The following is an 18,796-nucleotide window of genomic DNA, read 5'->3' as shown; positions in this document are numbered from 1 at the left end:
TTTTTAAAATAATATCACAATTTGATTGGATCATATAACTAAATTTGCATTGAAAGGAAGATCATACAATGAATCCTTCTGTTAAAAAGAAACGAGTCATACACCAATACCGTGAAGGCCAGTTTACATGCAAATCTGATGAAATTGTAGAAGAATTTCCTTTAACTGTGATGGTGAATGGAGAAGAATTTGTGACACTTGTTTGTTCACCAGAGCACCTGAAAGAATTGGTTATCGGTTTTTTGGCTTCAGAAGGGGTCATTCGATTTGAAAATGAGATTAAAAGGTTTACAATAGATGAAAGTCTGGGTTTTGCCTATGTTGATTTAGTTCACTCAAGTGGATTTGATTCATCAGATTTTACAAAACGAGTGATTGGTTCATGCTGCGGGAAAGGAAGACACTTTTATTTTCTTCAAGATGTGAAGACGGCAAAAACAGCCATTGATCGAATTAGTATTTCTGCTGAAACCTGTATGCATCTCATGAAATGTTTGCAAGAAGAAAGTCAATTATTTCAACATACTGGCGGAGTGCATAATGCTGGACTGTGTGACACAGAGAAGCTATTCATCACTAGAACTGATATAGGAAGACATAATGCTTTAGATAAAATTTATGGATATTGTTTACTCCAGCGAATCCCACTTAGAGATAAAATTCTTGTGTTTAGCGGCCGGATATCGTCAGAAGTTCTATTGAAGGCAGCAAAACTAGGAGTCTCTATCGTCATTTCAAAATCGGCACCTACTGAGCTAGCGCTTCAAATGGCAGAAGAATTAAATATTACGACAGTTGGATTCGTCAGAGGGAAATCCTTTAATATTTACACTCATCCTCAGCGTATTACAGAATAGGAGGCAAAGTATGGACAGTATTTTAGATAAAAGACATCGACCATTGCGCGATTTAAGAATATCAGTAACTGATCGCTGTAACTTTAGATGTACGTACTGTATGCCTGCTGAAATTTTTGGACCAGATTATCCTTTCTTGAAAAAAGAAGAACTGCTTAGTTTCGAAGAAATTGAACGACTTGCTACCCTTTTTGTAAAGAATCTAGGTGTGGTAAAAATACGCATCACGGGCGGGGAACCTTTAATGCGGAAGGATTTGCCTGTCTTAATAGAAAAGCTCGCAAAAATTCCAGGGATTGAAGACATTGCGATGACAACCAATGGAACGCTTTTACCTTTATATGCTGATCAGTTAAAGAGAGCTGGTCTTAATAGAGTCACCATTAGTTTAGATTCATTAAATCCCGATCGTTTTAAGCAAATGAACGGAAGGCACATTTCTATCCAAAAAGTGTTTGATGGCATTGAGGCGGCAAGAAAGGCTGGACTTGCTATCAAGATTAATATGGTTGTTCAAAAAGGTGTGAATGATCAGGATGTCTTACCAATGGCGGCTTACTTTAAAAAAGAAGGACACGTTCTCAGGTTTATCGAGTTTATGGATGTCGGTAATACGAATAAATGGAATCTAGAACATGTCATGACAAAGAATGAAATAATTGAATTAATTAATTCAACATATCCTATCAAACCAGAACCTCCTCAATATACAGGTGAAGTAGCCAACCGATTTTTTTACAAAGATGGTTCAGGAGAGATAGGCATTATTTCTTCCGTTTCAGATGCTTTTTGCGGAACATGTAACAGAGCAAGGCTATCTGCACGCGGGGAATTGTTTACATGTCTGTTTGCATCATCGGGTTTTGATCTGAAACGGATGATTCGTACGACAAAAGATAATGAAGAGTTAGCAAACTTGTTAAAGGAACTATGGTCGAATAGACTTGATCAATATTCAGCTGAGAGAGAGCAGAAAAAAGATCAGAAAAAGGTTGAAATGTCATACATCGGTGGATAATGACAACAAAGTATCATGATCAGGTATTTTTGAAAAGAAGGAAAAATGGCGTAATCATTGTTGAAAATCCTTTTTTGCGAACAGGTTATTTTATCTTATGAACTCATTCATTATAAAAAACCAGCAGAGATTCTGCTGGTTTTTAAATGCCTATTTTGAACTTCAAAAAGCATGAGATAAGACTTGAAAATAGATTTTTCATCGTTTTGTGCCGCTTTACTTTTCCGAGTGCTGTGATAAGATCAAATCATTCTTTACCAGCTCGATTTTTTCACCCCAGGGATATGACCCTTATAGGCAAGCTCACGAAAAGCAATCCTAGACATTTTGAATTTCCTTAAGTAACCTCTTGGACGGCCGGTTAATTCACAACGGTTTTTTAAGCGGGTAGGGGAAGAGTCTCTAGGTAATTTCCGTAAAGCTTCATAGTCACCTTTTTCTTTTAACTCTTTCCTTAATTCTGCATATTTCAATACAAGCTGCTGCCGTTTTTTTTCTTTAGCAATCTTAGATTTCTTTGCCAATTAAAACCCTCCTGGCCTAATTTTGTATTTTCCATTGAAAGGGGTCCTCAAATGTAGTCCAATCTTGATCAAATTCCTCAGGTGTGAGCAAGCATTGATCAAGAGTGCGAATAATTTCTGCTTTAGGCAAATCCACACCGATAAACACAAGTTTTGTATGACGATCACCAAACTCTGCGTCCCACTCATCTAGAAGCTCTGGTTCCTGATTTAATATCCGTGTTTTTTCTTGCTCAGACAGAGCAGCAATCCAGTATGCAATTGGTTCAATCGCAACAGATTTCCCAGCTTGTGAAATTAAAATGGTTAAATCATGATGTGTGGCAAGCCAAGTAAAACCTTTCGCACGAACGATCTGCTCAGGCATTTGATCTAACCAATTATTCAGCCTGCCTGTATGAAAAGGGAGTCTTCTTTCGTAAACAAAGGATGAAATTTGGTATTCTTCTGTTTCCGGCGTATGCTGAGCATGTCCTGCGTTGATCTCTTTGATCCATCCAGCAGAAGCACTTGATTTTTCAAAGTCAAATAAACCAGTATTCAATATGTCATCTGGCTGTACTTTACCTTGTGAGGTTCTGATGATAGATGCTTCTGGTTGTAGTTTGTTCAGCACATGCTCAAGTCGATCTAACTCTGAGGATGATACTAGATCACATTTATTGATAATGAGCACGTCACAAAATTCAATTTGATCAATGAGTAAATCTGAAATTTCTCGTTCGTCGTCATCGGAAACCGCTTCTTTACGATCTAATAAACTCTCTCCTGACTGGAAATCAGTCCAGAAGCGATTTGCATCTACTACTGTGACCATCGTATCTAGACGGCAAAAGCGGGTCAAATCTATGCCCATTTCTTCATCAATATAAGAAAACGTTTGAGCGACGGGAATTGGTTCACTAATTCCAGTTGATTCAATGACAATATAATCGATATTACCTGCCTTACAAAGGCGTTCTACTTCGATTAACAAGTCTTCTCTCAAAGTGCAGCAAATACAACCGTTAGATAATTCAACTAGTTTCTCATCTGATCGAGAAAGCTCACCGCCTTGTTTGACTAGTTCTGCATCAATATTAATTTCGCTCATGTCATTGACGATCACAGCCACTTTTAATCCTTTGCGATTTTGAAGAACATGATTTAATATCGTTGTTTTTCCTGCTCCTAAAAAGCCGCTTAATACTGTAACAGGTATACGCTTATTCATTTGTTTTTGTCCTTTTGAAAACGATCATTTTGTTTTCCGCCTCACTTAAAAAGTAATCATTACGATTTATAATCTAAAAAATTATTTTGTTTCTCTATGAAGGGTGTATTTCTTTAATCGAGGAGAATATTTTTTTAACTCCAATCGGTCGGGATTCGTTCTTTTATTTTTTGTTGTGATGTAGTTTCTGTCACCTGTTTCAGTACAGGCCAACGTAATTTTCACGCGCATAAGTTATAGGGTCCTCCTTTAATTCGTAATAGTTACGATTTGTATTTTAAAATGAATAAAACTGAATGTCAAGCATAGGAGGATAATCCAATCCAAATGATAAAAACAAAAGGGGTATCGAACGACCATTGATACCCCACTCGATTAATAAAAGTCACCGAGTTCTTGTTCGTAATCACCTTCATACTGCTGGACATCATAAGGTATTTCTTGGAGGAAGGCTAACCCGCCTAGTATAAGCATCAAAACAATGGCAATGAATGAAAGAATAACTGCGGCAATACTTGAAATGGCAAACAGTGTCTGCATTTTCATCATCTTAGCGTATTGTTCTAATAATTCTTCGTAAGAAGTATCAGGAGCCTGAATCAATTGTTCAGCTGCTTTTACAGATTTTTGTACATGGATTCCCATCATAATGAGGAAGACGCCAAGGGCTGCAGGAAGAACAAGCCAAAAACCAATAAGAATAGCCAGACCGCCTGAAATATAGAGAAAGATACTACCAACCTTTCCCCACTTTACGATTGAATGAAGAGATTGAATGATTTTCTCAGTTTGTTGCATTGGTGATCACTCCTTTATGTATTCACTCTTTATCATACTTGAGTAAGTAGTGCTTTAGGAAGAGTGAATGTTGATTAATGAAAATGTTTCTATCTTCAATTCACTATTTATGGATAAATAAATTATTTTCAAATAAGAAAAAAGTAACATTTACTATCAAAATTATCGACAAATTATGTCATAAACAAGATTGATAGTAAAAAACAATTAGTAAATTTATCAAAATATGTTGTTAGTTGTCTTGTAATTGGTTATTATTGTGTTGTACTACCATAAAAATTGGAAGGTGGAATTCATATGTTAGATCGTTTCTTAAACAAAATGACCAATGTTCAACCTGCAGCTGCAAGATGTATTTTGCAAAAATTAGTCACTTCATGCAAATCAGCACCGACTTGTTTCCTTCAAGGTGTTGGAACTTTCCGTTACTACGTGGATCGCGACACAGGTGAGATTTGTACTAGTCAAGAACGCGTTAGATGTGGCTGCTAAATTTAAGGATCTTATTTAATAGGATGTGAACGCATGAGCATATCTTCAATTTCATTCTTAACAAATGCTATGCAGACGTCAAATAGGCGTCAAGCGGGTCAATCATCAAATTCTTTTTTAACTCAAGCGGCTCAAATTGTTCAAGGTGATCATTCTCCAGAAGAGAGAAAGGCATTATTTCAACAACTTACTTTAGTTCAGCAAGGTAAAGATTTGGAACTTCATGTTTCTAAATTAAAGGAACTAGAGAAAGAGGCTCAAAAAGAGACGTCTTCTTCGTCTGTTACTGTGAATCAGTATGGTGACCAAGTAGACATTTCAAATGAGGCACGGAGTGAGTTTGAACAAGCCGAGGAACAGGCATCAGATGAAGCAAGTGAAGCTGCTGCAGTGGAAAAAGATATAGATGTTCACTCAGATCCACAATAAAAAAATGAGGCATGTGTTTGATATTCTTCACATGCCTCATTTATCTTTATTTTGCAGATATCCTTGAATAAAGACCATCCGGAAAAGGTGCTGCATATGAGATGATTTCATCTTCTTCTACCATGATGTAATACGGAAATTCTTCAATTTGGAATGTGTCTATCATTTGTTCGTCCACTGGGATAATTCGCATGTTGGTTTTATTATCACGATATAATTCTTGATCCTCTTTTTGCCCATTCTTTAGCAAAATACTAAATGAAACGTCTAATTTACGCTGCTTAATCGTTTCTAGGAATTGTTCAAGTGATGGAATGCAATGCGGACATGATGTATCAGTGAAAATAAGCAGCTGCTGCTTACTGTTGGTTTGCAGTAAATCATTCACTGGAATAGGTGATGGTTTATCAAGCAGCGGATGCACTAGTTTTTGTCCAACATGCTGTATCGGTAAAATGATCAGTTCCATTTGTTGTTTTAAATAGATGATGACTCCGATCGTTAATAATAGGCTGCAAAGAATAAGAGTGAGCTGTAAAAGTAAGATTGAATTCATCGTATATCGTCCTCTCAGAGTGAAGTTACGCAAAGCTATCATAATACAAATATCAAAAATATGTCAATTATACTAAATGGTGTAAGGTGGAGCATTTGATGAGTACAGTGAACCATTGTCTATATGCAATCTCCTATACTTGGAAAAGAAGTCGATCTTATCTTCTTCTGACCTTATTGATCCAAGTAATCGTTGGTTTTATGCCTTTGGCTAGTGTTTGGATTATTCAAACTTTGATTAATGAAATTATTTTATTCATGACGTCTTCAGGAGACATTCAAAAGGTTTTGTGGTTATTTGGACTGCAAATGGTCATTGTGGTTTTAGGATATGGGCTTCAATTCGTTCTTCAGCTTAGCCAGCAGAAAGCGACAAATTTGATTGGTCTGCATTTGAAGGGTGAATTACTTCAAAAGGCGATTAGGCTGCCGTTTATTACATTTGAACACCCTTCTTTTTACAATGAAAGTCAACGTGTGATGAACAGTCATCAGCATGTTCTGAGTATGGTTAGAAGTATCTTTACAATCATGAGCGCATTGATTACTGTTGTATCACTTCTTATCTATATGATCGGTATCCATTGGGGCTTGGCGGTCATTCTGATCATGTTTACCCTCCCTGTCTTGTGGATTGAGCTTTTCTTTGGAGGAGCGCGTTATCAATTAAACCGCATGTTAATTGCCAATGACCGCAGAGAAATGTATGTGTCCGATCTTGTTGCGCAACGAGATTCATTGAAGGAAATCCGTTTATATGGAATCGGTGATTATCTTCTTCAGAAATGGAAAGGTCATTATGTAAAAAGTGCAGATGAAAAATATAAACTGCTTAAGCGGCAAGTTCGCTGGGAGATGGCGGGCGGATTGCTTATGACATTTGCCTATGTATGCTGCGGTCTTTTTATTGTCTTTCTTATTTTTCAAAAAAAATTAGCTGCCGGGACATTTGTCGCTGTGCTGCAAGCGGTGCAAAACATCCAAAGTGGTTTTCAGGACTTAACAAGAGAATGTTCTAGTTTATATGAAACAAGTCTTTATGTTGATGAAATGAGAGCTTTTCAAAAGAGAGAAGAAGAAATTCATGAGCAGATAGAAGAAGGGGCATCGCTTCGGAAGATCGAGTCTATTCAGTCCATTACACTTGAAAATCTCTCATTTACTTATCCGAATATGAAAACACCTGCCATTGAGCATATACATTTTCATATCAATAAAGGTGAACGTATTGCATTGGTGGGGGATAACGGATCAGGTAAAACCACCTTGATCAAATGTTTGACCGGTTTATATGATCCAGATCAGCCGAATATGCAAAAAGTCAACGGTGAGTCTATTTCTACCATTCATAAAAAGTCATACCATGCGAGAATGGCTGTTCTTTTTCAAGATTTTATGAAGTACGAGTTCACTGTGAAAGAAAACATCGGGTTTGGCCGTATTGATGATATGGACGAGGAAGAGAAGATGATCTCAGCTGCACGGCAAGCAGGCATAGAGAAAAGAATTCATCAAATGGAAGAAATGTATGATGCACAGCTTGGACGGTTTTTTGAAGAAGGACATGAACTGTCTGGCGGACAATGGCAAAAGCTCGCGATGGCTAGAACCTTCTTTAGAGAGAGTGATTTTATCATTTTAGATGAACCGACTTCTGCTCTTGATCCACTATCGGAAATTTCACTCATTCGAAAGCTATTCGATCACACGCAGGATCAGGGTGTCTTGTTTATCACACATCGAATGGGAGCGGCCCGTTTAGCAGACCGTATAATCGTAATGAAAGATGGTGCTTTCGTTGAAGAGGGGAACCATAATGAACTGATGGTGTTGAACGGAGAGTACAAAAGGCTTTACGAGGCACAATCTCAATTATTTCAACAAAAGGAGATGGCGTAAGGTGAGTGTCTTTTATTATATAGGTGTCTATTTACTAGGGATCATTTTTGCGGGTGCATGGTTTGATAAAGTGAAAAAACAGACGGCACATATGCAGCAGATGGATGCTTATCGGCTGCTGCCTCCTTCTTTCACGGCACCCATGTTTTATTTGTTTTTAACTGCTGAATTGGTTTGTACTGGTTATCTGTTCATATGGCACATGACTCTTGTACCTGCGATTGGTCTTACAGCACTTTTATGTATTTATACTGGAGCGGTGACCTTCAATTTATTGAGAGGACATCGTGATATTTCTTGCGGCTGTGGTGGACTGCTTGATAATGAACGCCTTCACTGGGGAATTGTGATTCGCAATGTGTCGATGCTGTCTCTTGTGATCGGGTTGTTTTATGTGCATTCCTATGTAGAAACCATTCCATGGCAATATAACATTATTTGTTTTCTCATTGCCGTGGCTGTCTCTTTCATGATAGCGGTGAGTCAAGAAGTCTTAATGTTCAAAAGAAAATGGATCAATCAATTTGAATTATTTATAGAAGGAGACGATGTGAAATGACAGATATACTATTGATTATTGTGTTATTCATTGTCATTGCTCAGCTGGCTGTGATATTTTTGCTCGCCCGTTTTATCGGAAAATTTATGAATAAAATTAAAACACTTGATGGAATTGAATTAAAGGAAGCGGATGTGGGGGATCCTGCACCGTTATTTCGAAGCTATTCCCATTTAGGGGAGAAGGTCATTTTGAAGGAATATTTTCAAAGTGGGAGTGCTGTGATGCTGTTATTTGTAAATTCTACTTGTATGACGTGCAAAAGTATTTTGGCAGATCTGCAGCAGCAAATCGCTGGCGATGATACTCAATTCATTATTATTAATGGAGATGAGCAGGCGGATGATACGCCGATCCTTGAATTGCTTCCGTCCCAGACTGTGTATACTCGTTCTTCACAAATTATGGAGCTGTATGGGGTAACGGTTGTTCCACAAGCAATTCTCATTGATGAACATGGTATCATTCTGCAAAGAAAATCTCTTCAAAATGCGAAACAGTTTGAACAGCTGTTACATGCGTCATAAAAAAGCGTCTCTTTGTCAGGGAGACGCTCGTTTTATAATTCTTTTCCTAGGATATCTAAATCGTATCTGCTGCCGTCCATTTCTGCGATGCGTGGCAGGTGGCCCCATGTCTCAAAGCCGTGCTTTTTAAATAGTCGAATGCTGGCTTCGTTGTGCCCGAAAATAAAGGCAAGTAACGTTCGAATGCCTAATGACGGTGCTAACTCAATGGCTTCTTGTAAGAAAAGTGAGCCTAAGCCTTTTCCTCGATAGTCTTGGTTCAAATAGATACTCATTTCAACGGTCCCGTTGTATGCAGGTCTACCGTAAAATGTTTCAAAGCTCAGCCAGCCGTAGATAATTCCATCCTCATCTGTTTTCACATAGAGAGGTCTTTTTTCGGAATGATTCAAAAACCATTGCCGGCGGTCCTCGACAGAAACTGGTTCTGTATCAGCGGTCACTTCTCTTGAAGCAATGGTTGAATTATAGATATCAACGATCGCTTTGAGGTCATCTTCTGTTGCTATGCGGTTGAAAGTTTTCACAATTAAGTCCCCCATCTTTTTTTCATTTATCATACATATTATTGATGCGATTGCGCAAAATAAAAAGAAAAATGATTTCGTGTGTATATATTTTTTGAAAAGTGTTCAGAATGTTGCTGAGGTGATGAAAAATGAGAGAGGAAGAAAAGAAACGTACTTCCAAAATCACAAAAGTTCAGCAATTTTTCCGTAAGCGCTGGGTATTCCCTGCTATTTACTTGGTCAGCGCAGCGGTCGTGTTAACAGCCGTTCTTTGGTATCAAGCTGTATCAAAAGATGTGAAAGACCAACTATCTGATGGAAATCAAACAGGGCAAGAACAGCGCGATGATGCTGTTGAAGTTGGAAAGCCAATTGAAAATGTCGCAATGCCGGTCCAGAATTCTGATAATGTTTCTGTCGTGAAAAAGTTCTATGAAGCAGATGCTGACCAAAAAGAAAAAGAAGCAGCACTTGTAAACTATAATAACACCTATACCTTGAGCAAAGGTATTGATCTTGCAGATAAAGATGGCAAAGTGTTTGATGTCACAGCTGCTCTTAGTGGAACAGTGGTTCAAGCGAAAAAAGATCCAGTTCTTGGTCATGTCGTTGAAATTGAACATGAAGATGGATTATCAACTGTCTATCAATCGTTGTCACAAGTGAGTGTCAAAGAAGGCGATGAAGTGAAGCAGAATGATGTCATTGGTGCTTCTGGTAAAAACCTATATGGCGCTGAAAGCGGCAACCATGTGCATTTTGAAATTCGTATGGAAGGTTTAGCGCTTAATCCGCTTAGCTTCATTGACAAGCCTGTTTCTACGATTGAAAAAGCAGCGCAAGAAGTGACGGAACAAGCAAAAGAACCTGCTCAGCCAAAGACTGAGGAAAAAACGAAGGAACCTGCTGCTGAAGATAAAGCCAAAGAGCCAGCTGGAGAAAAATCAGAAGAAAAGTCTGATGAGAAGGGGAAATCCTCTGATCAAGAAAAGTCTTCTGATTCCTCTAAAGACAGCAGTCAGTCAGAAGAAACAAAACAATCTTAATGTCTTACAAGGTCCTCTGTGTATATAAAAATATGCAGAGGTTTTTTTCTGCTTAAAAAGATCCTCCGCCACTCGGCGGAGGATAAACTATAGGGCGGCAGGTCCTTCTTCACCTGTCCGAATGTTGATTGTATTCGCTATCTCATATATAAAAATTTTCCCATCCCCTGGTTCGCCTGTACGAAGTACCTTTTGAGCTGTTTCAACGACCTGTTCGACAGGTACTTTGCTTAGGACGATTTCGATCTTTAATCGTTCGTACACGTTGCTTTCTCTTTTGACACCGCGGTATAGCTCTGTATGTCCCTTTTGTAAGCCGCAGCCGTGTACATTTGAAAAGGTAATCGAGGTGACACCAATCTTTCCAAGCTCCACCTTTAATGTTTCAAAATTAGCTGGACGTGTGACAATCTCCACTTTATACATTTTGCTCATAGAGACACCCCTTTTTCTTTAATCTTGATAAGCTTTTTCACCGTGCATGGTTAAATCAAGACCCACGGATTCTTCTTCTTCGGTTGCACGAATTTTGAAGAAGACATTGACCAACTTGATGATCACGTATGTCACAACGGCAACAAAAGCGTACGTGGCAACAATCGCGACCACTTGTTTCCAAAGTAAGCTGGGATCTCCGTAAAATAAGCCATTGGCTCCACCGTCATTGACAGAAGTTGTGGCGAAAAGTCCTGTTGCAATTCCTCCCCAAGTACCGCCAATTCCGTGAAGGCCGAATGCGTCTAGTGCGTCATCATAGCCAAATTTGGCTTTGAGAGAAAAGACGCCCCAGAAACAGACGATCCCGCCAATGAATCCTATTATAATAGAAGCAAACGGTGTAACAAAGCCTGCGGCAGGTGTAATGGCGACAAGACCTGCGATGGCTCCAGAGATCGCGCCGAGCATGGTTGGTTTTTTGTTGATCATCCACTCTACTAACAGCCAGCCGATGATTCCTGCAGCAGCGGCTGTATTGGTGTTAATAAAGGCAAACATGGCCACGCTGTCTAATGTAAGAGCACTCCCCACGTTAAAACCAAACCAGCCAAACCAGATGACAGCTCCGCCGAGAAGTGTGTAGATCAAGTTATGCGGAGAAGAGCTTGCTGCGTCTTTACGCTTCCCGAGCACAATCGCCACGACAAGACCTGCAACACCGGATGAGATGTGAACCACGTTTCCGCCTGCGAAGTCAAGCGCACCCATCTCGCCAATCCAACCGCCGCCCCATACCCAGTGTGCGACTGGAGCGTATACAAATGTGACCCAAAGAAGTGTAAATACAACGACTGCTGAGTAGCGAATCCGTTCAGCAAAGGCACCTGAGATGATGGCTGTTGTTAAGACGGCAAAGGTCATTTGGAACATCATGAACAATGAATGTGGAATGGTCTCGCTATAGGAACCGGGCTCAAAGCCTACGCCTTTTAGGCCAACCCACTCTAATCCTCCGATCCATGCATTGCCTGGTGCAAAAGCTAAGGAATAACCGAATACGATCCATACGATTGAAACGATCGCTAGTGACGTTAAGCTGTGCATGGTTGTGCTTAACACGTTTTTACTTCTCACGAGTCCTCCGTAGAATAAAGCTAAACCCGGTGTCATTAACCACACGAGTAGTGCGCAGAAGAACATAAATACTGTATCACCCATTTGCATGCTGCATTCCCCCGAATCATTCAGAATTATTGTTTTCTTAATTCTTCATTATAGAGAGAAAAGTCATATATAACATATACATGTAAGTTTATCTAACATGGTTTTTTGGTTAAGTTCAATATAAATGGATGAAAAGTTCGTAAAAAATGAGCAAAAACGTCAGTTAAGCACTAAAAATGAAGGGCGTTTGACCTATAAAATGGAGCTGAGAAACAGTTTTGTACGTTCCTCCCTAGGAGAATCAAACAATTCCGAAGGGACGCCTTCTTCGACGATGCGGCCCTCGTGCATGTAGACGACACGATCAGCAACTTCTTTCGCAAAGCCCATTTCATGTGTGACAATGACCATGGTCATGCCTTCTTTTGCGAGGCTTTTCATCGTTTGCAGCACCTCGCCTACAAGCTCTGGATCAAGGGCAGACGTAGGTTCGTCAAATAACATGACATCAGGCTTCATAGCGAGAGATCTGGCGATGGCTACACGCTGTTTTTGGCCGCCTGATAGTTTAGAAGGATATACGTTGGCTTTATCTGCAAGTCCGACTTTTTCTAACAAGGCGCTGGCTTCGGCGATGGCTTGCGCTTTCTTTGTTCTTTTCACCATAATAGGTGCTTCAATGATATTTTCAAGAACAGTTTTGTGCGGAAAAAGATTAAAATGCTGAAACACCATTCCTATTTTTTGTCTCATTTCGTTTAATTGGTCGCGCTTTGGATGAACAGGGCTGCCATCGATGATGATATCTCCGTCATTTTTTATTTCTAAAAAGTTCATACAGCGGAGCAAGGTGCTTTTTCCAGAACCGCTTGCGCCAATTAAGACGACTACATCATTTTCATAAACGGTGAGATCGATATCTTTTAAAACATGAAGCTCTCCAAAGTATTTATTGAGTTTTTCAACACGAATGACTTCCTTTGATTCTGTCATACTACTCCTCCTATTGGTCACTGGCTGATAATTTCTTCTCAAAGGTTTGGACAGCGAATGTTAACAGCAGGACAAGAACTAAGTAATAGACGGCTACAACAAGTAAATACGTCATATTATCAAAGTTGTTGGAGCCTTGCGTAGTGGCGACGTTAAATAGTTCATTCACACTAATAAAGGCGGCGAGTGATGAATCTTTTAAACCGATAATGAACTGGTTGCCAAGAGGGGGTAGGGCGCGCCGCATCGCTTGCGGGAGAATGATGCGCCTCATGGTTAAAAAACGACCCATGCCAAGAGAGCGTCCTGCCTCTTTTTGCCCTTGATCGATGGATTGGATGGCGCCTCTAAATATTTCGGCTATATAGGCGCCATTATGAAAGGCGAGCGCAATGGATGCAGCCCAGAAGTCGGGTATATTCAATTCTGTGAGACCGAAATATAGGATGAAAATTTGAACAACAAGTGGTGTTCCGCGTACAAGAAAGATATAAGCATTGGCGATATAACCGAAAACGGCTATGCGGGATATTTTCAATAAAGCAAAGAAAAGCCCGATGAACATACCGATGAAGATGCTAATCACCGTGAGCTGTAAGGTGATCAGCATTCCTTCTAAGAAAATGCCTCTAGAATCAATGAGTGTCTGAAAAAAGTGTGCTAAGGTAGGCAAAACAATCATCTCCATTTGAAGAAAGTGCGCCTATAAAAAGGCGCACAATCGTGGTTTTAATCTTGTTTGACCGTGATGTCTTCATCAAAGTACTTTTCGCTAATTTGTTTTAATGTTCCGTCTTTTTTTAATGCATCAATCGCATCGTTGATCTCTTCTATGAGCTGTTCATTTTCTTTTGATACAGCAATTGCCTGCTCGCTTTGTCCGAGTCTTTCCTGCGCTTCGATTTTCAATTTTTTCTTCATCGCTTCTGCACCTGTGGCGAAATCTGTCACGACTGCATCGTGTTTTCCGTTGGCTAGTGCTTCTAAGGCGACGACATCACTATCATAATATTTTGGTTCTTTCCCGCTATGTTCCTTTGCAATATCAGCGTAGGACGATCCTTTTGATACAGCGATTTCTTTGTTTTTTAAGTCATCAGCATGTTGAATGTCTGATCCAGGTCTTGTGAAAATTTGTGGACCAGAGTAGTAATAGGGCTTAGAAAAAAGGACGTGTTTTTTTCGTTCCTCATTGATGGTATGACTGGCAACTGCCGCATCAAATTTACCTGCTTTCACACCTTCGACGATGCCTGCGAATTTATATTTTTTCTGTATAGGTTCGAGACCTAGTTTGTCACTAATCGCATTGCCTACGTCGATATCAAAGCCGGACATCTGATTTCCATCCATGTAACTAAACGGATGAAATTCCCCTGATGCTGCAAAAATAAATTTTCCATCCTCCAAAATTGGCGACCCTTTCGCTGTAGAATTACGTTTATCTCCGTTCCCATTTGTTTCGTTTGAACCACACGAAGACAGAAGTAATACTGCAACCGAGAAAAGGGCTGGGACCCAAAACCGTCTTTTTTTAATAATAAGCTTCTCCTCCTTTTCAGCCGTTCTCCCTGTAAGGAGAAAGTAGGCTTTTAAATATGAAATGAATATTACCATCTCTTCCTCATATTCTCAATTTTATATGTGCTTTTCCAAAAGCCGCCCTTTTTAAAATGTATGTCTAGCTTTTCCGAGAGAGAACTCGATTTGATCAGGGTAAAAAAGGGAATTGAATCTCATAATAACGGGAGGATGGGCAAAGAACATGCCAGAAAGAGGAGTAGTGTATGCACAAGTGGACAGACAATCGAAAAGTTTTTTTAACCGCTATTGCCTTTGGAACGATGTTGAATCCGCTGAATTCATCAATGATTGCTTTAGCCTTGCATCAAATTCAGCATGAATTCGGTTTGTCGTTTACGACTGTATCTTGGCTTATTTCTTCTTTTTATTTAGCCAGTGCAGTGACGCAGCCAGTGAGCGGCCGGATTGGGGATCATGTCATGAGCCGGAGAACCTTATTTTTATTCGGTCTCGTTCTTGTCGCAGTCTCAGCCATCTGCGCGCCGTTTGCCCCGACGTTTGCGGTGCTGATTGTGATCCGTCTGTTACAGGCGATTGGAAGCAGTGCCATTTATCCCTCTGGGGTCGGACTCATTCGGGATCATATTCAAGAAAGACAGGCTTCTGCGTTAGCGGTATTATCCATTTTTGCTTCAGCGATGACGGCACTTGGGCCGACGCTTGGCGGATTTTTGATGACCATTGGCGGCTGGCCGGCTATCTTTTTAGTGAATCTGCCGTTTATTTTGATCAGTTTCTTTCTCGGTCTATTGTTGTTTCCGAAGGAGCAGAAGAAGAGAAAGCTGCGCATAGGCGAAACCGTGCGAACACTCGATTTGCCAGGGATGCTTCTTTTTACTGTTTGCATTGTTCTCCTGCTTTCATTTTTATTATCACTCGGTAATGGCATTCAATATGTTCAAGGCATTCTTTGTCTCCTGAGTGCAGGCGCTTTTATTTGGTGGGAGTATCAGGTGGATGAACCGTTTATTCAAATACGGATGTTCAGAGAAGAGCAGCGGCTGTCACTTGTGTATGTGCAATTTATCATCTTAAATATCTTTTTCTATTGTCTCTTTTTTGGTTTGCCGAGTTATTTTCAGGATGAGTTAGGCTGGCGTGTGGAAATGACGGGTCTTTTTATGCTGTGTATGTCAGGGGTGAGCATTATTGTGTCGCCTCTGACAGGAAAGTGGGTAGATCGCGGGGATGAACGCCATCCAGTTTTAGCGAGTGCAGTATTGATGCTGGCTGGAGCGTCTGCAATGACTTTCTTTTTTATTCCTGCGCCATTATGGGGGAAAGGATTGGTTCTAGCGCTGCTTGGACTCAGTTATGGAATTGGGAATGTTGCGCTTCAAGCTGCGATGCTCAAAGTAAGTCCTCAGCAAATGATTGGCACGTCCTCTGGACTTTTTCAAACATGCCGCTACCTTGGTTCCATTCTGTCATCTGCTGTGCTTGGCATGCTCTTTGGGGATGAAATTGCTGGTTCTCATTTTGCGCAATTAGGCTGGACGTTGATCATCATTTCTCTTATTGGCATTGGTGTCAGTCTTTATTTTTCAAGTATGGTTAGAGGGAGACAGCCAATAAAAAAAGCGGCACGATAAGTGAGAGAAGAATCTTCATCACGTTATCGCAAAACCGCTTAAGAGTTGGACAGGTCTGAGCCCTGATCCTTTGTCTTCCTTCTGAAAATTTTCCCCACAATTGTCTCGTAAAATGTCACGATACGATCAATAGGAGAGTCAAAGAACTTCCATAATTTATTCATGATAAAGACAACCACAATCGATACGACCAAGCTGCCTAAAACATCAAATGGATAATGGTGGCCAACCCAGATGCGGGAGAATCCTGTGAGTAATCCAAAGACGAGCAAGATGTTGCCGAGCTTTTTATTACGGGATCGAATGGCTAATGAAAGAGCCAGTGCACCTGTTGTATGGTCACTTGGGAAGGAAGCGTCTGCTGAGTGCGGGATGAGTGTGTCGACTTTATGCGCCACAAACGGCCGCTCTTCATAATGAAACAATGTAATGGCAAAGTTGACGATAAGTGCTGCAATGCCTGTTACACCGGAAAAGAAGACATGCTTCTTAAATTTGTGATTCCCTAAAAACCAGCAAATCAATAAGACAAGGGCATACACAAGAATGGCCTTTTTCGTAATGAATATCATGGCCTGATCTAAAAACTCAGAATGGTGAGCCATCCCGTGTATGACTTTAAACAATTCGTAATTCAAAACATCACCTATACTTTCGCTTAATGCCAACTATTTTTCAAAAAAGCCTGTATGCTCTATTTGAAATATCCTATATTTTAGCATGTTTCCGGTGAAGTTTAAAATAGTATCCTTTTATTCTGAAAGGGAGACCTTTTGTGCTTTTGCTTCTTGGGGTTTTCGTTCGCTCCAATAAAAAACGCCCATACTCAGTAAGACCACAATACCCGCAATGAGGTACACATTTGAAAAGTCTGTGAAGCTGACAAGGAGTCCAAAGACAAATGAGCCAGCAGCAATACCCGTATCATACAGGGTGAAGAAAGTGGCCGTCGCATATCCTGTACGGTGAGCTGGTGAGTGCTGAATCGCAAGAGTTTGTAAACATGGCACGAGTGATCCGTAGCCAAGCCCAATCACAGCGCCTGATAGAAGAAGCATTGTGGCTGAATGTGTCGCTGTCAGCATCCATAAACCAATGGCAAAAAGAGCAATCGAAGGATAGATCACAACGTGAGCTCCAACTCGGTCAAAAAGTCTGCCTGTAAATGGACGTGATCCAAGCATTGCAGCCGCAAACACAATAAAGAAATAACTGCTTGCACCCATCAAATGGAGTGAATTTGCATAAACTGAAATAAATGAAATAATCGGCGAATAACAGAAGGAAATAATGATGCCGACGGCCGCTGTTTTTAATGCGCCTTTTTCAAACAGGTGAGAAAACGTGAATCGGAAGACGATGCTTCCTCCGTTTTCCGGCTCTGGCTGTCTAATCAGCATCGTAAAAGCGGCTCCGATCGTTACGATAATGGAAAAGAGAAGAAATAAGGAATGAAATCCTATTTTTCCTACTTGATTCAGTGCGATAAATGGACCGATGACAACAGCGAGGTTCATGGACATCACAAAGTATCCGAGTCCTTCCCCGCGTTTATGTTTCGGGATCATATCAGCCGCAATGGCACTGGCTACTGTCGTCAAAATACTAAAAAAGATCCCTTGTACGAAACGCAGTATAAGAAGCGTTTGGAATTGATCAATCGGGATGTATAAATAAGTGAGTAAGGCAAAGGCCGTAGAAGAGAAAATCGCCATCTGTTTTTTGCCGAATTTCTCAATAATGGCGCCCGAGAAAGGTCTTGTCACAATTGCAGACAATAAGAAGACCGTCACAAGGAGGCCGCCCTGTGATTCTGTTCCATTTAGTTCATCCATTGTGTAAATGGGCAGTAATGTCAAAAGGGCATAAAAAGAGGTGAACGTAAATAAATTCACCAGGACAATCATAATAAAGTCTTTTGTCCAAATACGTTCGTTCATGATGTATGTCACTTCCTATTCAGTTGATAATTTGTGTAAAAGTGTATGGAGGAGTTGTTTTTCTTCGTAGGTAAAATCTGAAAGACATTCTTCTTCAAATTGTTCCATCGTGCGTTTGATTTCTTCAAATCGGGCTTTTGCATCATCTGTCATCACGATCAGATTCTCACGTTTGTCTTTTCCTTGTACACGTTTCACCCAGCCGTTTGCTTCTAAACGGGTGACGGTTCTGGTGATCGTAGGTGCTTCGACGTTCAAATATGTCCAGATATCTTTTTGGGTTTTCGGGCCGAATGTATCCAAACAAAAAAGCACAGTCCACTGGGACATGTACAAGTCATAAGCAGCAAGCGCTTCGTTCGCCTTTTTAGACAGCAGTCGTGCGCCTTGATGTATTTGATGTAAACACTCTCTATTTAACGTATCCATATGCTCACCTTTTTTAAATATTTAGCTAGGTAAATAAATTCACCTTTTCTATTTTACGTGCTGAATCCTTTCTTGTAAAGTGAAAATTTTCGCGCCCCGAAATGATTTTTTGTTTTGCCTTTTCTGATAAATCCCTTGTCCCATCTTCATTTTTAGCATATTCCCTATTCAATGCTAATACACTGTTACAAACCTGACAAAGAGAGTGTTTGAGGTGAGGGATCGTGTTT

At 40.2% G+C, this 18,796-nt stretch carries 22 protein-coding genes; 8 read left to right on the top strand and 14 right to left on the bottom strand.

Annotated elements, in window-relative coordinates; genetic code table 11:
- Positions 1 to 68: 68 nt before the first annotated feature.
- On the top strand, positions 69 to 857 hold the full coding sequence (gene fdhD, locus AC20OE_RS02625; protein WP_064497921.1) for a formate dehydrogenase accessory sulfurtransferase FdhD: 789 nt from the start codon (positions 69 to 71) through the stop codon (positions 855 to 857).
- A 10-nt stretch (positions 858 to 867) separates the two neighbouring features.
- A complete protein-coding gene (gene moaA / locus AC20OE_RS02620; protein WP_411210386.1) occupies positions 868 to 1,875 on the top strand; it encodes a GTP 3',8-cyclase MoaA in 1,008 nt (335 codons plus the stop codon).
- 254 nt (positions 1,876 to 2,129) lie between these two features.
- Here moaA and rpsN read toward each other — a convergent pair whose 3' ends face one another.
- The 4 genes from rpsN to AC20OE_RS02600 all read right to left on the bottom strand — a co-directional run bounded on the left by rpsN (position 2,130) and on the right by AC20OE_RS02600 (position 4,410).
- Positions 2,130 to 2,399 (bottom strand): 30S ribosomal protein S14, encoded by a 270-nt coding sequence (gene rpsN / locus AC20OE_RS02615; RefSeq protein WP_025093900.1) that lies wholly within the window; start codon positions 2,397 to 2,399, stop codon positions 2,130 to 2,132.
- A 16-nt stretch (positions 2,400 to 2,415) separates the two neighbouring features.
- Positions 2,416 to 3,612, bottom strand: a complete 1,197-nt coding sequence (locus AC20OE_RS02610) for a GTP-binding protein (protein ID WP_064497923.1) — start codon at positions 3,610 to 3,612, stop codon at positions 2,416 to 2,418.
- Positions 3,613 to 3,693: 81 nt separating this feature from the next.
- Positions 3,694 to 3,843, bottom strand: a complete 150-nt coding sequence (gene rpmG / locus AC20OE_RS02605) for a 50S ribosomal protein L33 (protein ID WP_003214771.1) — start codon at positions 3,841 to 3,843, stop codon at positions 3,694 to 3,696.
- A 144-nt stretch (positions 3,844 to 3,987) separates the two neighbouring features.
- A complete protein-coding gene (locus tag AC20OE_RS02600; protein WP_039182073.1) occupies positions 3,988 to 4,410 on the bottom strand; it encodes a DUF5362 family protein in 423 nt (140 codons plus the stop codon).
- Between the two features lie 525 nt (positions 4,411 to 4,935).
- On the opposite strand from AC20OE_RS02600, the gene AC20OE_RS02595 reads away from it, so the two are divergent.
- Positions 4,936 to 5,331: a hypothetical protein gene (locus tag AC20OE_RS02595; protein WP_487268295.1), complete on the top strand. Its 396-nt coding sequence runs from the start codon at positions 4,936 to 4,938 to the stop codon at positions 5,329 to 5,331.
- A 46-nt stretch (positions 5,332 to 5,377) separates the two neighbouring features.
- Here the strand turns inward: AC20OE_RS02595 and AC20OE_RS02590 are convergent, their stop codons facing one another.
- Positions 5,378 to 5,887, bottom strand: coding sequence for a thioredoxin fold domain-containing protein (locus tag AC20OE_RS02590; RefSeq protein ID WP_369880019.1), 510 nt, complete (start codon positions 5,885 to 5,887; stop codon positions 5,378 to 5,380).
- Between the two features lie 98 nt (positions 5,888 to 5,985).
- On the opposite strand from AC20OE_RS02590, the gene AC20OE_RS02585 reads away from it, so the two are divergent.
- The 3 genes from AC20OE_RS02585 to AC20OE_RS02575 are packed head-to-tail and all read left to right on the top strand — an operon-like array spanning position 5,986 to position 8,871.
- The gene (locus tag AC20OE_RS02585) at positions 5,986 to 7,785 is read left to right on the top strand and encodes an ABC transporter ATP-binding protein (RefSeq protein WP_487268293.1); all 1,800 of its coding nucleotides are present in this window, start codon (positions 5,986 to 5,988) and stop codon (positions 7,783 to 7,785) included.
- Between the two features lies 1 nt (position 7,786).
- A complete protein-coding gene (locus AC20OE_RS02580; protein WP_268473618.1) occupies positions 7,787 to 8,344 on the top strand; it encodes a MauE/DoxX family redox-associated membrane protein in 558 nt (185 codons plus the stop codon).
- On the top strand, positions 8,341 to 8,871 hold the full coding sequence (locus AC20OE_RS02575) for a TlpA family protein disulfide reductase (RefSeq protein WP_106025526.1): 531 nt from the start codon (positions 8,341 to 8,343) through the stop codon (positions 8,869 to 8,871). The genes AC20OE_RS02580 and AC20OE_RS02575 overlap by 4 nt, the downstream gene beginning before the upstream one ends.
- A 32-nt stretch (positions 8,872 to 8,903) precedes the next feature.
- On the opposite strand, the gene AC20OE_RS02570 is transcribed toward AC20OE_RS02575, so the two are convergent.
- Entirely contained in the window at positions 8,904 to 9,413 is a 510-nt protein-coding gene (locus AC20OE_RS02570; protein ID WP_047202534.1) for a GNAT family N-acetyltransferase, read from the bottom strand.
- Between the two features lie 116 nt (positions 9,414 to 9,529).
- On the opposite strand from AC20OE_RS02570, the gene spoIIQ reads away from it, so the two are divergent.
- Entirely contained in the window at positions 9,530 to 10,426 is an 897-nt protein-coding gene (spoIIQ, locus tag AC20OE_RS02565; RefSeq protein ID WP_034281210.1) for a stage II sporulation protein SpoIIQ, read from the top strand.
- A gap of 87 nt (positions 10,427 to 10,513) precedes the next feature.
- On the opposite strand, the gene AC20OE_RS02560 is transcribed toward spoIIQ, so the two are convergent.
- The 5 genes from AC20OE_RS02560 to AC20OE_RS02540 all read right to left on the bottom strand — a co-directional run bounded on the left by AC20OE_RS02560 (position 10,514) and on the right by AC20OE_RS02540 (position 14,638).
- Positions 10,514 to 10,861 (bottom strand): P-II family nitrogen regulator, encoded by a 348-nt coding sequence (locus tag AC20OE_RS02560; RefSeq protein ID WP_039182051.1) that lies wholly within the window; start codon positions 10,859 to 10,861, stop codon positions 10,514 to 10,516.
- Between the two features lie 18 nt (positions 10,862 to 10,879).
- Positions 10,880 to 12,088, bottom strand: coding sequence for an ammonium transporter (locus AC20OE_RS02555; RefSeq protein WP_058838570.1), 1,209 nt, complete (start codon positions 12,086 to 12,088; stop codon positions 10,880 to 10,882).
- 192 nt (positions 12,089 to 12,280) lie between these two features.
- The gene (locus tag AC20OE_RS02550) at positions 12,281 to 13,021 is read right to left on the bottom strand and encodes an amino acid ABC transporter ATP-binding protein (protein ID WP_073978880.1); all 741 of its coding nucleotides are present in this window, start codon (positions 13,019 to 13,021) and stop codon (positions 12,281 to 12,283) included.
- Between the two features lie 10 nt (positions 13,022 to 13,031).
- Complete coding sequence (locus AC20OE_RS02545; RefSeq protein WP_487268288.1) at positions 13,032 to 13,709, bottom strand: amino acid ABC transporter permease; 678 nt, start codon at positions 13,707 to 13,709, stop codon at positions 13,032 to 13,034.
- Between the two features lie 41 nt (positions 13,710 to 13,750).
- On the bottom strand, positions 13,751 to 14,638 hold the full coding sequence (locus AC20OE_RS02540; protein ID WP_064497930.1) for a transporter substrate-binding domain-containing protein: 888 nt from the start codon (positions 14,636 to 14,638) through the stop codon (positions 13,751 to 13,753).
- A 170-nt stretch (positions 14,639 to 14,808) separates the two neighbouring features.
- On the opposite strand from AC20OE_RS02540, the gene AC20OE_RS02535 reads away from it, so the two are divergent.
- Positions 14,809 to 16,197 (top strand): MFS transporter, encoded by a 1,389-nt coding sequence (locus AC20OE_RS02535; protein WP_487268286.1) that lies wholly within the window; start codon positions 14,809 to 14,811, stop codon positions 16,195 to 16,197.
- Between the two features lie 38 nt (positions 16,198 to 16,235).
- On the opposite strand, the gene AC20OE_RS02530 is transcribed toward AC20OE_RS02535, so the two are convergent.
- The 3 genes from AC20OE_RS02530 to AC20OE_RS02520 all read right to left on the bottom strand — a co-directional run bounded on the left by AC20OE_RS02530 (position 16,236) and on the right by AC20OE_RS02520 (position 18,566).
- A complete protein-coding gene (locus AC20OE_RS02530) occupies positions 16,236 to 16,835 on the bottom strand; it encodes an undecaprenyl-diphosphatase (RefSeq protein ID WP_024423699.1) in 600 nt (199 codons plus the stop codon).
- Between the two features lie 114 nt (positions 16,836 to 16,949).
- Complete coding sequence (locus tag AC20OE_RS02525; RefSeq protein WP_039182032.1) at positions 16,950 to 18,137, bottom strand: MFS transporter; 1,188 nt, start codon at positions 18,135 to 18,137, stop codon at positions 16,950 to 16,952.
- A gap of 15 nt (positions 18,138 to 18,152) precedes the next feature.
- Positions 18,153 to 18,566: a MarR family winged helix-turn-helix transcriptional regulator gene (locus AC20OE_RS02520; protein ID WP_024423697.1), complete on the bottom strand. Its 414-nt coding sequence runs from the start codon at positions 18,564 to 18,566 to the stop codon at positions 18,153 to 18,155.
- Positions 18,567 to 18,796 lie beyond the last annotated feature (230 nt).

The organism is Bacillus sp. SRI_025 (assembly GCF_057592095.1).
This window is presented reverse-complemented; position numbering and strand designations above follow the sequence as displayed.